Genomic DNA, 13,798 nt, shown 5'->3' with positions numbered 1-13,798 from the left:
TCACCCGGATCAGACGAAGCCGAACACCGGTGGGAACACCAGCACGACCAGCCCCGCCCAGGCCGCGTAGACCGGCAGGTAGGCCGTCTGCCACCGTTCGACCGCCGCGAACGGGCGCGTGCCCCGCACGAAGCCCAGCATCAGCCACGCCGACCACGCCAGGTGCACCAGCAGCACGAGGTTCAGCCCCAGCGCGGCGGTCTTGTTCGCGGTGAACCCGAACTCCGCGATCCGGGTCAGCATCGCGGTCAGCGCGACGGCGTCCACCGCGAGCGCCGCTCCGACCAGCGCGAGCTGGAGCCAGTCGAACACGTTCGGCGGGGCCAGCGGGTCGCGGGCGGAGATCGAGTACAGCAGCAGGAACAGGACCAGCACCAGGACGGCGTCCATGAGGATGAGCAGTTCGCGGTCCACCGTGGTCAGCGGGCCGTTCACCACCAGCGCCACCAGGTCGGCGACCAGCATCAGAAGCGCGAGCGGTGTGAACACCCGTGTCAGCACGGGCGCGATGTTCTCCACCACGCTCTTCTTGGCCTCCACCAGCCACGCGGCCACCAGGAGCGCACCGGGCACGCCGAACGGCAGCAGCCAGTCCTCGAAAAACGGCTCCAGGTCGACGTCGACCAGGGCCAGCACCCCGAAGGTGAGCCCGACGAGGACCATCGACCCCAGCGCGATCAGCGCCAGGTACATCGCCAGCTCACCCACGAACCGCACGAAGTCCATCCGCCGGTCGTGGGACCGCCAGTTCCCGCCCGTGTGCAGGACGCCCACGAGCAGCCACAGGACGACCGGAACGTGCGTGAACGCGAGTACGTCGGTCATACCGGGGGCCGGGTACGGGCCGGGGTCCGCCTCGAACGGATAGAGGTTCACCGCCAGGGCGGGCACCGCCGCGACGGCGGCCACCGCCGCGCACACGCGCCACGTGACGCCCCGCTTCCAGGCGAACCACCCCGCCAGGAAGGGGAGCACCACGAAGAAGAAGTTGCGGGTCTGCACGAAACCGTCGTCCACACTCGTGAACAGGAGCTTGACCGCCAGACCCGCGCCGACCGCGAACGCGAGCAGCACACCGAGCTCGCGCCAGCGCGTCAGGCCGCCCGAGCCGTCGTCGGCCTCAGGGACCAGGACCAGCTGTTTCCAGAGCCGGTGGGAGTGCTCGCGCGCGAACTCCCGCGACACCGCGTCCAGGTTCCCCATGCGCTTGACCGCGACGAGGAACGCCTCCTCGTCGTCGAGGCCGTTCGCCCCCAGGTCGGCGATCTGTTCGCGCAGGTGGTCCTCCATCTCCTCGACGTCCGACGGCGAGATGACCCGGCGGCGGCGTACGAAGCCGCGCCACTGGTCGATCTGTTCCTCCAGGACGTCATCGCGTGCGGCCTCGCTCATCAGGCGATCCCCCCTGCCGTGGCGGGCCCCGGAAACGGGGGGTGCGACGCGGCCTGCCACACCTGCCTGAGCGCGTCGGCGACGACACTCCACTGCTTCTGCCGCTCGGCCAGCGTCTCCAACCCGGCCTCCGTGATCGCGTAGTGCTTGCGGCGGCGACCCGCGTCGGACTTACCCCAGGACGCCCGGACGTAGCCGTTGCGCTCGAGGCGGTGCAGCAGTGGGTAGAGCATCCCGTCCGTCCACTGCATCTGTCCGCCGGAGAGCTCGTTGACGCGTTTGACGATGGCGTAGCCGTAGGACTCGCCCTCGGCCAGGATGCCCAGGACGAGCGGCGTGGCCGACGCCGCGACCAGGTCCTTGTCGATGTGCACGTGTACTTCCCATACCTAGTTCCGCTAGGGGTTGCCACCCTAGCAGACCTAGGCATAGAAGAACGAGGTATGAAGTTAGGTCCCACCAGGGTCCGCGCGAAGGAGTCACCCCCCGCGGACGTCGTCCCAGACGTCCCCGCCGTCGGCCCAGGGCCACAGCCACGAACGCAGGGAACCGGTCACGTGGACGACGCCGTCCTCGGGGCGCTCTCCGCGGCGCGGGTCCCCGTTGTCGATGTCATGGAGCAGCACGGGGTTGCCGGGTTCGGTCAACGACACGTACCAGGACAGCGTGCACCCGGCGGGCGTGAGCTCCAGCCAGGACGGCGGCAGCCCCCTCGCCCGGTCCCGCTCGTGGATGTCCGCCAGGGACGGGCTCCCCCCGGCGATGCGCGCGAAGCCGCGGGCGTCGGGGCCGAACCCGCCGTCGGCGATCTCGGTGTACACCCGTCTGAGCGGCTCGGGCAGGCGGTGTCCGATCCTGCGCTCCGCCTCCGCGACCTCCGCGAACGTGGCCGGAGGGAACGGCGGACGCCGCGGGGCGTCCCGGTGGTGGTCCACCGCCTCGCGCGAACCCGCCGGGAAGAGGATCATCCCGTCGTTGGAGAACGCGTAACCGCTCTCCAGAGCCTCCTTCACCCGTTCCGGGCCGTGGCGCCGCTCGATCCAGGCCACGGGCACGGGCGCCTCGTCGAAGCGCCGAGCCGGGTCGTGGGCTCGGGCTCGCAGCCGCTCGATGAGCAGGTCGTCGCTTGGATGTCCGTTCATGCACCGCATGATCACACGGAACGCGAGAACCGGTACCAGGCACGCTTCGTCGGAGATCTCGGATCCTGGCGTCACGATTCGCTTACGCGGTAGGACAACGCGCACCAAACGACCGCGTACCGCGCACCCCCTACCGCTAGGTTAAGAACAGGATCTCGCGGTCGTGTGCGGCCCGGGAACCGAAGAGGCGGCCGGAAACCAATCCCCCCGGGTCCGGCCGTCTCGCCGTGTCCGGCACCCTGTCCCGCCGCCGGTTCCGCCCCTCAGGGAGCCGTGGGAAGGCCCGGAAGGTCGTCGATGCTGGTGGAGTTGCGAGTGAGCCAGTAGTCGTCGAAGTATCCGGGGTCACGGCGTTCGTGGTAGCGGTCCAGCAGGTCCCGGTCGCCGCGCACGTCCATCAGGGGCACGGAGAATCCGCAGGAGTCGGAGATGCGCCGGACGTCGACCACGATGATCGCGCGCTGCCCGAGGGTGCGTTCCTTGGAGAAGTGGGCGCGCAGCTCGTCGAACTCGGGGTCGTCGGTGAGGATGACCCGGCCGGCGCCGTGGAGGCGGACGATGTTCGGCGGCCCGTCGAAGGCGCAGAACATCAGTACGATCCGGCCGTTCTCCCGCAGGTGGGCGATGGTCTCGACGCCGGATCCGGTGTAGTCGAGGTAGGCCACCCGGTGTTCGCCGAGCACGGCGAACGTCCCCCCCATCCCCTTGGGGGAGACGTTGACGTGGCCGTCTCCGGCGAGCGGCGCGGTGCCGACGAAGAACACCGGCTGGTCGAGGAGGAAGCGCGCGAGTCGGTCACCGATGGCGTCGTGGATCTTTCCCATGACGGTGAGTCTTCCACTCAGGCCGCGTCCGCCCCCTCCCCGGGGCACTCCCTAGGCCGAGACCGCGGGGCGGACGGGCTCGTAGCAGTCGTAGTTGCGCTGGTCGACGATCCTGCCGTCCCGGAAGTCGAGGAACGCCGCGACGCGGGCCCGCAGCACGTGCCCCGCGGGCAGGTCGCCGAGCGCCACGGCCAGCGTGCCGGACCAGGTGGCCTCCAGGGCGACCCGGTCGCCCACGGCGACCGCGCCGGTCACCTCGAAGTGCTGGTGGGAGAGCATCGTCCTCCCCTGCTGCGACGCCGCGACGACCTCCGACAGGTCGCGGACGGTTCCGGCGGGAAAGAGGGTGTTGGGCAGTTGTGTGTGGACCAGGTCCGGGTGGAGGAACGAGGCGAGTTCCTCGGGTCCGGCGAAGCGGGACACCGCCTCGTGGTAGCGGACGGCCGTTCTGACATTGGGGTGGTCATCGAGCTTCGACATGTCGTCAACCATAGTTGCTCAACCAAGGTTGTCAATAGACAATGGGCTCATGACAGAACCACTCGACCCGCACGGCCTCGACACCGGCACGCTCGCCCTCTTCGTCGGCTCGGCGGCCGCCTCCGCCGTCCAGGGCGCGCTCGCCGCGCACGGCTTCGCCGACCTGCGCGTGTCCCACGGCTACGTCTTCCAGCACCTCATCGAGGCCCAGCCCACCATCGGGGAACTGGCGGAGAAGCTCGACATGACCAAACAGGGAGCCTCCAAGGCGATTGCCGAACTCCAGCAGCTCGGATACGCCGAACGCGTCCCGGATCCCGACGACGCCCGGATCCGTCGGGTCAGGCTGACCCACCGCGGCCGCACCGCCGTCACCACCGCCCGCCGTGCCCGGGCGGACCTGGAGGAGCGGCTCCGGCAACGCCTCGGCGCCGATTCCCTGGACACCGTCCGCGCTCTGCTCGCCGACCTCCTCGACGAACTCGGCGGCACCTCCGCCGTCCGGCGGCGGGAGGTGCGGCCGCCGCGTTGACGGAGGCCGGCCCCCGTGTGGGCCGAGTCCGGCCCACACGAGGCGCCCGCCGCTAACTCACGCTCTTGAGCTGGCAGGTGAACTCGTTACGGCCCTCGCGCTGGTGCTCCATGTTCTTCGGGAAGTTCTCGGCGTTGTCGATCCTGATCGACTTGGTCTCGCCGTCCCACGTGAAGTAGATCGAGCCCGTGGCGACGTAGACCCCGCTCTTCTCGTCCCGGACGTAGATCGCCGTCGTCACCGGGGGCCCCGCCTCGGGCATGAGGCCGACCAGGCCGTACCCGGCGCCCCCGGAGTAGACCTTGGCGGTGCCGACGTCGTGGGAGTCGACCTTCATCGAGTAGTGGTGCTTCTCCTGTCCGGTCAGGTCCTCCAAGCGGACGGCGATCGGCAGGGTACCGCTCTTCACGACACGGAACCGGGTGAGCCCGCCGATATCCGTGATGTCGGGCTGGTCGACGTCCCACTCCCGGTAGACGCCGGTCTGGTCGTAGTGCTGCCAGGCCACCACCTTGACCTTGGCGCCCACCTTGACCGACGTGAACTTGTCGTTCAGGGAGGTGTTCCCGAGATTGATGTCGTCACCGAGCTTGTACGGATGGCTCGCGCCGCCGTAGTTGAGCTCCTCGTAGAAGATGACCTCGTTGTCGCTCACAGAACCGTCCTCGTCCTTAGGGATGTACTGCCCCCATTGGACATGGATCGGAGTTGGAACAGCGGATTTTTATCCGATTCTTAGACCCCGTGTCGCCGAATGGGCACTGAAACGGCTACCAGAACAGCACACACGACACGAAGACAGACGTTTCGCACGCTGTTACGGCTGGTGTCGCAATCCGGTTCCGACCCCGCCGAACACACGGAGGACGGGGGCGCCGGGCCGCCCTCGCCGGAGGACACCGGCCGCCCATCGGGGGACGGCCCTGTCCCGGGCTGGAACCGCTCCTGGTTGTCCCCCTCGTCCGCCGTCACCATGGAGGTGTGGCTCACGGGCGGCGGTCGACGCGGACCCGACGAGGTGTACGAGTCCCTTGAACGGGCCGCGGAGAGCAAGTGGGACGCGCCGTGGCGGACGGGGGTGGTCGAGGCCATCCGGGACCGGAGTGTCATCGCCACACCGATCTCGGAGTACCTGCCGGAGCGCGTGGTCGACGGACGGGTCGCGCTCGTCGGGGACGCCGCGCACGCACAGACGCCCATGACAGGCGCGGGCTTCGAGGAGGCCGTGATCGACGCGGCCGCGCTCGCCCGGGAACTCGGTGGCGCCGACGACCTCGGGGCCGCCCTCCAACGCTACGAGCTCCTCCGTATCGGGGACATGCGCGACCGGGTGGCCGCTGGCGCGTCGTTCAGCCGCGGGTTCGCCGGGGTCTGACAGGCGGTCTCCGGCCGGACACGCGGGCACGGCCGATCCGCACCCCTCTCACCCGTGCCCCATGAGCCCCGTGCGCGCGCAATCCCCTTCACCACGGGCGTTCGAGGCGATATACACGTCGGGGAAGCCACGGACGGAACAGGCACGGTGATAGATGAGCGCGCAGGACACCGAGGTCGGCGGATACCGACTGATCAGGGAGATCGGCCGGGGCGGCTTCGGGTCCGTCCACCTCGCGGAGGCGCCCGGCGGCGGACTGGCGGCCGTGAAACTGCTCCACGCGGCCCCCGACACCGACCCGCGCTTCGCCCGGATGTTCGCCGACGAGGTGGACGCGGCGCGGCGGATCAGCCCCTTCTGCGTGGCCCGGGTCCTGGACGCCGACCCGCACGCCGACCAGCCCTGGATCGCCAGCGAGTACATCGAGGGCCGTACGCTCGCGGAGGAGATCCGGGCCGACGGACCGCGCACCGGAGCCGACCTGCAACGCCTGGCCGTCTCCACCGCGACCGCGCTGACCGCGATCCACCGCGCCGGGATCGTGCACCGGGACCTCAAGCCGGAGAACATCATGATGGCCGCCGACGGGCCGAGGGTGATCGACTTCGGGATCGCGCGGGCGTTCGAGGAGACGGCCCGGTTCACCGCCACGGCGAAGATCGGGACCCTGCACTACATGGCGCCCGAGCGGCTCGACGACGTCCCACACCTGACCCCGGCCATCGACGTCTTCGCCTGGGGCGCGGTCATCGTCTACGCGGCCAGCGGGCGACACGCGTTCTCCGGCGACCGCCAGACCGCCGTCATCAAGCGGATCCTGGTGGACCAGCCCGACTGCTCGGGGGTCCCCGACGAGCTGCGCGACCTGGTGACCCGGTGCCTGGCGAAGGAGCCCGGGGACCGCCCGAGCGCGCATCGGGTCCTCAACACCCTCCTGGGGTTCCCCGAGGACGGCGCCGATGTCGACACCGCGCTGAACCGGGGGAACACCGCGGCGACCGAGGAGATACGGCCGCTCCCACCGACGCGATGGGAGACCGGGAAGGTGACCCGAGAAGATCAGGCGTCGCCGTCGGCACCCACCGTGGACTCCGGAGCCGGGGAGACCGAACCGGACCCGACGGCGACGTCCTCCGATCCGGTGTCCCCTCCCTACCGGTTCGCCGGTCGCCTCCACCACGGGGTGGGCGAGCTTGCCGAAGCCATGACAGCCGACATAGACGCCGCGAGCGAGGTGTTCACCGACACTGACGAACGGGCGGCCCTGGCCGCCTGGATCATCGAGGATCTAGGGGACACCCGGATCGACCGGAGCCTGCTCCGGAAGCCCCCCAAGGACCCCGACCTCACCGTCTTCACCTTCGTCTCCCAAGCGCGCCCCGACCTGCCACCGGTCTTCGAGGGCGAAGACATGAGCCTGTCCAGGTTTCGGGAGGAGTACGAGAACGAGGCCTCGGACCCCTTGGACGACCCCGTCGATCCGGATGCCGACCCGATCGAGTTCATGAAGGTCCTGGCCGCGTACGACTGCCGGGATCCCGAACACGGGTGTGTGCGGGGCGACGGCTGTGCCGAACTCCGAACGCTCATCGACGACGTTCGAAGCACGACGAGCGCCTTCGAGGACATCCGCCACCCGTACCGAGCATGGGTGCAGGGAAGCAAACACGGAAAGGAGGAGGCGTTCGACCTCCAGATCGCGGAAGTGATGTTCGTCCGCGCGCTCCTCGCCCCCGAACAGTGGCGAAGACTCGCGGATGAGGATCGCGCGTCCTTGGAAGAGGAATGGAGGGCGGTTCTCCCCGCCGATCCGCCGCACGACGCCCCGCTCCCTGAACGCGTGGCGCATTCCCTGGTCATCCGGCTCTTGTGCCGCGTGCTCCGGGACATGGCCGCCAGGCACAGGAAGCTCAGCGCCAGGAGGGAGCGGTTGGAGGCGTACCTGCCCGCTCGCAGGAAGGCCAACAAGGTCGAGAGCGACGCCAGATTCATCACGTTGAACACCATCGCTGCCGCGATCGTGTTCGGAGTGGTGGGATGGGCGGGGCTCTCCCCCGATGAGGGCCCCCGCGTCGCAACGGCCATCGGCACCGCCATCTTCGCCTACTTCGTGTCTGGCGGCATTCTTCTCTACATCGCCAAAGAAATCCTCAAGGACGTCACGGATCCCTACGCCCACGTGAAGGACCCGAAGAAGAAGCTGGAACGGGCGAAGAAGGCCATCGCGTCGCTGGGCGAGGAGATCGACGCCTTGGGCCGGGCCCGGGAGGGGCTGCCGTCTCCCGATCGGGGCGGGTAGCCTCGACGCCGCCCCCTCCCACGACGCAACGGCCGCCCGCCCCACTCGGGGACGGGCGGCCGTCGTTCGCTCAGGCGACCCGGGTCAGCAGCCGGGCAGGCGCTCGAACAGGTAGGTCTCCACCCGGTCCAGGGACACGCGCTCCTGCGACATGGTGTCGCGCTCGCGCACGGTCACCGCGTTGTCGTCCAGGGTGTCGAAGTCCACCGTGACGCAGAACGGCGTACCGATCTCGTCCTGTCGGCGGTAGCGGCGGCCGATCGCGCCCGCGTCGTCGAACTCCACGTTCCAGCGCTTGCGCAGGGCGGCGGCCAGGTCGCGCGCCTTGGGCGACAGGTCCGCGTTGCGCGACAGCGGCAGCACGGCGGCCTTGACCGGGGCCAGACGCGGGTCGAGCCGCATCACGGCGCGCTTCTCCAGCTTGCCCTTGGCGTTGGGCGCCTCGTCGACGTTGTAGGCGTCCAGCATGAAGGTCAGCACCGCCCGGTCGACACCGGCCGCGGGCTCGATGACGTAGGGGATGTACCGCTCGTTGTTCTCCTGGTCGAAGTACGACAGGTCCACGCCCGACGCCTCGGTGTGCGTCTTCAGGTCGTAGTCGGTGCGGTTGGCGATGCCCTCCAGCTCGCCCCACTCGCTGCCCTGGAAGTTGAAGCGGTACTCCACGTCCACGGTGCGCTTGGAGTAGTGGGACAGCTTCTCCTGCGGGTGCTCGTACAGCCGCAGGTTGTCCTTGGCGATGCCCAGGTCGACGTACCACTGGAAGCGGGTGTCGATCCAGTACTGGTGCCACTCCTCGTCACTGCCCGGCTTGACGAAGAACTCCATCTCCATCTGCTCGAACTCGCGGGTCCGGAAGATGAAGTTGCCCGGGGTGATCTCGTTGCGGAACGACTTGCCGATCTGGCCGATGCCGAACGGGACCTTGCGTCGGGCGCTCTGCTCGACGTTCTTGTAGTTGACGAAGATGCCCTGCGCGGTCTCCGGCCGGAGGTAGGCCAGGCCCTTGTCGTCCTGGACCGGGCCCAGGTGGGTGCGCAGCAGGCCGTTGAACATGCGCGGCTCGGTGAAGGAGGCCTTCGCGCCGCAGTTCGGGCAGGCGAGCGCGGCCAGGCCCTCCTCGGGCTCGCGGCCGTGCTTCTCCTCGTAGGCCTCGATGAGGTGGTCGGCGCGGAAGCGCTTGTGGCAGGACTGGCACTCGGTGAGCGGGTCGACGAAGGCCTTGACGTGGCCGGAGGCCTCCCAGACCTCACGGGCCAGGATGACGCTGGAGTCGAGGCCGACGATGTCGTCCCGCTCCTGGACCATCGAACGCCACCACTGGCGCTTGACGTTGGCCTTCAGCTCCACACCCAGGGGGCCGTAGTCCCAGGCGGCGCGCAGACCTCCGTAGATCTCGCTGGAGGGGTAGACCAGACCTCGGCGCTTGGCGAGGTTGACCAGTGCGTCCATTGCCTCTGACTTGGCGGCCATGGGTGACTCTCCATCCGGCTGGCGGTCGGTGGATCGCGGTGCGCGATACATCGGAGTTGTTCGGGAAGCGGGATGCGTGGCGAGACCAGGGAGAGGCACACCGTGCACCCGCCCTCCCAGGCTAGAGCACGTGACAAGCGCTCGCGCACGAATCAACCGACGGCGCAACGGGTGTCGGAGGGCTCAGGTCGGGGTGTCACCGCCCGCCAGGATCTCGAAGGCGGTCGGCTCGTCGATGGCGCGGGAGAGCAGCGGCACCGCGTTGACCTTCACGTCGAAGTCGGACAGCGCCCGCCGGTAGTAGCCCGCCCCGTCCCATTCGGTGACCACGGTCCACAGCGACGGGTCGTCGGCGGCGCGGCCGATCCGGTGCCCCCGGAACCCGGGGCGTCGGGAGAGCGCGTCCACGGCGGTGGCGGCGTCGGTCTGGAAGGCCTCGGTGTCGGCCTCGGGCACGGAGTAGCGGGTGATGACGATCACGCCGCCATTCAACCGCACCCCGGACACGTCCGTGGCGCCCCGGGTCCGTCCGGGGCGCCACGGCGAGCGGAACGAAAGGAGGTCTACCCCTCGCCGAACACCCGGTCCACCACGCGCTTGGCGGCGTTGCCGTCGTCCAGCGGGCAGAACTGGTCGACGAAGGCCCGGTAGGACCCGCTGTGCCGCTCGGCGACCTCGTCGATGTCCAGCAGCGCCCCGATGACCTCGTCGGACTCGGTCAGCAGCGGCCCGGGCGCGGTCTCCTCGAAGTCGAAGTAGAACCCGCGCAGGTTGTCCCGGTAGCTCTCCAGGTCGTAGGTGAAGAAGAGCATCGGGCGGCCGGTGTTGGCGAAGTCGAACATCATCGACGAGTAGTCCGTGACGAGCACGTCGGTGATCAGGAACAGCTCCATGATCTCCGGGTACAGCGACACGTCGTGGACGAAGTCCTCTCCCACGATGGGGACGCTGTCGACCACGCGCGGGTGGCGGCGCACCAGGAGCACGTGGTCGTCGCCGAGCTTCTCGTACATCCGGCGCAGGTCCAGGTGCAGGTCGAGCTTGTGCTTGCCGCGCGTGTAGTACTTGTCGTCCCGCCAGGTGGGCGCGTACAGCACGACCTTCTTGCCCTCGGGCAGGCCCAGGCGGCGGCGGGTGCGCTCGGCGATCCGCTCCCGGTCGGCCGAGAAGAAGATGTCGTTGCGCGGGTAGCCGGTCTCCAGGACCTCGCCCTCGAAGCGGAACGCGCTGCGCAGGATCGGCGTCGCCCACGGGCTGGGCGAGACCAGGTAGTCCCACTGCCGCGTCTCCCACGCGAGCTTGTCGAAGTAGTCGCGCGACTTGCCGCGGATGTTCTCCACGTCGAAGCCGATGCGCTTGAGCATCGACCCGTGCCAGGTCTGCACCACGACCTGGTCGGGGTGGCGGTGGAACCAGGCGGGCTCACGCGAGTTGGTGACCAGGTACCTGCTGCGCGCGAGCGCCTGGTAGTACTCGCGGCCCCGGTGCCGGACCGGGGACAGGTCGTCGGGCAGGCTCACCTGTCCGTCAGCGACCAGCCAGGACATCGGGTAGTCCGCCCACCGGTCGCGTCCGCGCAGTTCGGCGTAGATGCTCTGCGGGCTGTCGGAGTACTGGCGCCCGGTGTAGGTGTCGAACAGGATGCCCTCGGTGATCGGCTCGCGCCGCTGGGCGGGGTAGAAGGTCTCGCGCAGCTCACGCTGTGCGAAGGTGCCGCGCTCGGCCGGGCGCAGGTCGCCGCCGACCCGCAGGACGGGGATGCCGCGCCCCTGGTAGATCAGCGTGTAGGAGCGCTCGCTCGTCTCCAGCGACGCCGGAAGGCCGCCGATGAGGGTGTCGGTGAACTCCACTCCCACATCCGTGGACCCCCGCTCGGCGTCCGTGTGACCGCCGTCGGTGACCCGGCCCCACAGCTGGTAGGACCCGGCGGGCAGCGACAGGGTGCCCGACAGCGTGACGATGTCGGCCGGGGAGAACAGCGCCTTGAAGCGGGATCCGGTCCGCTCCACTCTCAGTGCGTGCTCCTCGTCCCGGCCGCGCGCCTTGGCCACGAGGCTGAGGTCGGCGTCGGCGCTGAACTCGCCCTCCAGGACGAGGACGCGCCCCTCCCAGCGGGCCTCGGTGACCATCGGCCGGGCGTGTCCGGCGCGCAGCTTCAGGAAACCGGTCGCCGTCCGTTGCACGGCCAGCTCCTGGTGCGTGCCCTCGGAGGCGTAGGCGGCGGTGTCCACCTGGTCGGGCAGGACGATGGGGACGGCCTCCTCGTCCGGTGTGACCAGGTGCGCCTCCCATTCCTCCTGGCGGATGACGCCTCCGCACTCGCTGACGCCGCGGTCGAACAGCTCGTCGGCACTGACCCGGGCGGTGAAGCGGCCGCCGTGGATGGTGGCCGGATAGGTGAGCACGGCCGTTCCGGGGCGGCGTACCAGACGCAGACGGTCGGCCTCGGCGGCGGGAGCCGAGACGAGTTCGCCGTCCAGCTCCAGCTCACCGCGGTGTGCGTCGAAGTGGTGACCGCTGACCCGGACGCGCGCCGGTTCGACGGCGATCACCAACTGGCGGTCCCGGTTCCACTGCGGTCGGACCCACACGTCCGTGTCGACCTGGTGGTAGCCGGGGCGCTCGGGCGGGCCGGGCACCGGTCCGGCGACGATCCGGCGGCGGGTGAGCCCACGGTTGAGCACGACCAGCTCGACCTTCCAGCTCCCGGGCTCCCACCGGCCGGAGGCGCGCAGCTTGCGGGGGTCGAGGACGACGGTGAAGCCGCCGTAGTCGTGGCGGGCGGCGTCGGCGACGTCGGGCAGGCGGTACTCGGCGGCCAGTCGCGTGCGCACGGGCAGGCGGACGCGGCGGCGGGTGTCCGTGTTGACCGCGAAGGCGACGACGTGCTGCTGCCACCGCTTGCGGGCGCGCAGGTGGCGGATGCCGACCCGGCCGCTGATGTGCAGGCGGCCGTCCTCCCAGTGGATGTCCTCGGTCTTCTGGCGGACCTTGAGCTCGTCGTCGAGGCGGTACACCTCGCGGGGGACGGCCTTGCCCGGGTCCTCGGACTCGAAGAAGGGGTAGCGGATGTAGTAGCCCAGCCCGCGCCGGACGACGTCGGCCTTCTTGAGCTCGACGCTGCGCGCGAAGGTGACCACCTCGATGGCGTCGTCCACTCGGCTCTCGCGGACCAGGTGGTAGAGCAGGCGGTGCAGGGCGCGCAGGTTCTTGAGGACGCCGGGTGAGACGTGGTCGAGGTAGCTGTTCAGCAGGGCGACGATGACCGTGCGCACCCCGGGGTCGGCGTCATCCAGACGCATGACCAAGGCGTGCAGCTCACCCTGGAGCAGGGTGCGGTCCCACAGGTCGCGGTCGGCGGTGGCCAGGCTCTCGGCGAGCTCGCGCATCGCGGTGAGGCGGCGGGTGAGGACGTCGGGGTCCAGGGCGATCGGGGCGCGCTCGCGTTCGCGGATCAGCAGGACGGGCGCGGGCAGGACGTCGACCGCGCGGGCGGCGAGCGCGGCGCGGCGCAGGCCGAGGTCGTCGTCCTCGGGGGCCAGTCCCCGACCGGTGAGGGAGTCCCAGAACTCCCTGCGCCAGAGCTTGTTGCCCAGGGTGCTGTCGGAGGCCAGGGTGGGGACGGCCCGGGGGTCCTCGGCCAGGCGGGCGCGCGTCGCGTACTTGCGGTGGGCCTTGGACTGGGCGGCGCCGAGTTCGTTGAACTGGTAGGCGTTGCCGACGACCAGGTCGGACCGGGTATCGGCGGCGGTGCGCACGAGGTAGGCCAGGGCGTAGCTGGTCAGGGCGTCGGCGCCGTCGAGGAAGAGCAGGTGCGTGCCCGAGGCCTCGGCGACGCCCCGGGCCCGGGCGGCGGGGCGGTCGGGGGCGGGCTCACCGTCGAGGAGTACCACCGCGAGTCCGGGTGGCGGGGAGGCCGCGAAGGCCTCGGCGGTGGCGAGGGCGTCCTCGCGCGCGGCCTCGACCGACTCGTCACCGTCCTCCTCCTGGTCGGCGGAATCATCGGCGTCGATCTCCTCGGCGTCGTCGGCGTCGGTGTCCGGCCGATCGGCGTGCGCGTCGCCGGGGTCGGTCTCGTGCCCGCCGCGCACCGGGACGAGGACGACCCGCAGGTCCGTGTCCGGACGGGGCTCGGCCACCTCCCCGGAGCGGTCCCCGTCACGTTGGCGCGACAGGGAGTCGAGGCAGTGCTGTAGGTGTGGCTCAGTGACGTCGAACGTCACGATGACGGTGGGTTCGGGCACGGAAGTAGACACACTCCGGAGGGTTCGCTGCGGCGGG

12 protein-coding genes are annotated in these 13,798 nt (G+C 70.0%); 3 read left to right on the top strand and 9 right to left on the bottom strand.

Annotated elements, in window-relative coordinates:
- Positions 1-9: 9 nt before the first annotated feature.
- The 5 genes from KIK06_RS02530 to KIK06_RS02510 form a co-directional block, all read right to left on the bottom strand.
- Positions 10-1,392, bottom strand: coding sequence for a permease prefix domain 1-containing protein (locus KIK06_RS02530; RefSeq protein ID WP_268641751.1), 1,383 nt, complete (start codon positions 1,390-1,392; stop codon positions 10-12).
- Entirely contained in the window at positions 1,392-1,766 is a 375-nt protein-coding gene (locus KIK06_RS02525) for a PadR family transcriptional regulator (RefSeq protein WP_268641750.1), read from the bottom strand. The genes KIK06_RS02530 and KIK06_RS02525 overlap by 1 nt, the downstream gene beginning before the upstream one ends.
- A 105-nt stretch (positions 1,767-1,871) precedes the next feature.
- Complete coding sequence (locus KIK06_RS02520) at positions 1,872-2,534, bottom strand: hypothetical protein (RefSeq protein WP_268641749.1); 663 nt, start codon at positions 2,532-2,534, stop codon at positions 1,872-1,874.
- Positions 2,535-2,797: 263 nt separating this feature from the next.
- Positions 2,798-3,358 carry a pyridoxamine 5'-phosphate oxidase family protein gene (locus tag KIK06_RS02515; protein WP_017599596.1) on the bottom strand — a complete coding sequence of 187 codons (561 nt, stop codon included), beginning with the start codon at positions 3,356-3,358 and terminating at the stop codon, positions 2,798-2,800.
- A gap of 51 nt (positions 3,359-3,409) precedes the next feature.
- Entirely contained in the window at positions 3,410-3,838 is a 429-nt protein-coding gene (locus KIK06_RS02510; RefSeq protein ID WP_268641748.1) for a nuclear transport factor 2 family protein, read from the bottom strand.
- A gap of 49 nt (positions 3,839-3,887) precedes the next feature.
- Here KIK06_RS02510 and KIK06_RS02505 point away from each other — a divergent pair, with 49 nt between their 5' ends.
- The gene (locus KIK06_RS02505) at positions 3,888-4,370 is read left to right on the top strand and encodes a MarR family winged helix-turn-helix transcriptional regulator (protein WP_268641747.1); all 483 of its coding nucleotides are present in this window, start codon (positions 3,888-3,890) and stop codon (positions 4,368-4,370) included.
- 52 nt (positions 4,371-4,422) lie between these two features.
- Here the strand turns inward: KIK06_RS02505 and KIK06_RS02500 are convergent, their stop codons facing one another.
- Entirely contained in the window at positions 4,423-5,025 is a 603-nt protein-coding gene (locus KIK06_RS02500; RefSeq protein WP_268641746.1) for a beta/gamma crystallin domain-containing protein, read from the bottom strand.
- 171 nt (positions 5,026-5,196) lie between these two features.
- Here KIK06_RS02500 and KIK06_RS02495 point away from each other — a divergent pair, with 171 nt between their 5' ends.
- Both KIK06_RS02495 and KIK06_RS02490 read left to right on the top strand, forming a co-directional pair.
- The gene (locus KIK06_RS02495) at positions 5,197-5,745 is read left to right on the top strand and encodes an FAD-dependent oxidoreductase (RefSeq protein ID WP_268641745.1); all 549 of its coding nucleotides are present in this window, start codon (positions 5,197-5,199) and stop codon (positions 5,743-5,745) included.
- Positions 5,746-5,899: 154 nt separating this feature from the next.
- Positions 5,900-8,044: a serine/threonine protein kinase gene (locus tag KIK06_RS02490; RefSeq protein ID WP_268641744.1), complete on the top strand. Its 2,145-nt coding sequence runs from the start codon at positions 5,900-5,902 to the stop codon at positions 8,042-8,044.
- Positions 8,045-8,128: 84 nt separating this feature from the next.
- Here the strand turns inward: KIK06_RS02490 and KIK06_RS02485 are convergent, their stop codons facing one another.
- The 3 genes from KIK06_RS02485 to KIK06_RS02475 form a co-directional block, all read right to left on the bottom strand.
- A complete protein-coding gene (locus KIK06_RS02485) occupies positions 8,129-9,517 on the bottom strand; it encodes a glycine--tRNA ligase (protein ID WP_193789770.1) in 1,389 nt (462 codons plus the stop codon).
- Between the two features lie 183 nt (positions 9,518-9,700).
- On the bottom strand, positions 9,701-9,997 hold the full coding sequence (locus KIK06_RS02480; RefSeq protein ID WP_017599590.1) for an antibiotic biosynthesis monooxygenase family protein: 297 nt from the start codon (positions 9,995-9,997) through the stop codon (positions 9,701-9,703).
- An 83-nt stretch (positions 9,998-10,080) separates the two neighbouring features.
- Entirely contained in the window at positions 10,081-13,761 is a 3,681-nt protein-coding gene (locus tag KIK06_RS02475) for a bifunctional glycosyltransferase/CDP-glycerol:glycerophosphate glycerophosphotransferase (RefSeq protein WP_268645828.1), read from the bottom strand.
- Positions 13,762-13,798 lie beyond the last annotated feature (37 nt).

Source organism: Nocardiopsis sp. EMB25 (assembly GCF_026797795.1).
In the GTDB taxonomy this organism is placed as follows: domain Bacteria; phylum Actinomycetota; class Actinomycetes; order Streptosporangiales; family Streptosporangiaceae; genus Nocardiopsis; species Nocardiopsis lucentensis.
Note: the sequence above shows the minus strand (reverse complement) of the source record. Positions and strands in the feature narration are given on the sequence as shown.

Coding starts and splice junctions, on each gene's coding strand:
- KIK06_RS02505 (WP_268641747.1), top strand. CDS start 3,888: ATGACAGAACCACTCGACCCGCACGGCCTCGACACCGGCACGCTCGCC.
- KIK06_RS02520 (WP_268641749.1), bottom strand. CDS start 2,534: ATGAACGGACATCCAAGCGACGACCTGCTCATCGAGCGGCTGCGAGCC.
- KIK06_RS02530 (WP_268641751.1), bottom strand. CDS start 1,392: ATGAGCGAGGCCGCACGCGATGACGTCCTGGAGGAACAGATCGACCAG.
- KIK06_RS02485 (WP_193789770.1), bottom strand. CDS start 9,517: ATGGCCGCCAAGTCAGAGGCAATGGACGCACTGGTCAACCTCGCCAAG.
- KIK06_RS02515 (WP_017599596.1), bottom strand. CDS start 3,358: ATGGGAAAGATCCACGACGCCATCGGTGACCGACTCGCGCGCTTCCTC.
- KIK06_RS02490 (WP_268641744.1), top strand. CDS start 5,900: ATGAGCGCGCAGGACACCGAGGTCGGCGGATACCGACTGATCAGGGAG.
- KIK06_RS02510 (WP_268641748.1), bottom strand. CDS start 3,838: ATGTCGAAGCTCGATGACCACCCCAATGTCAGAACGGCCGTCCGCTAC.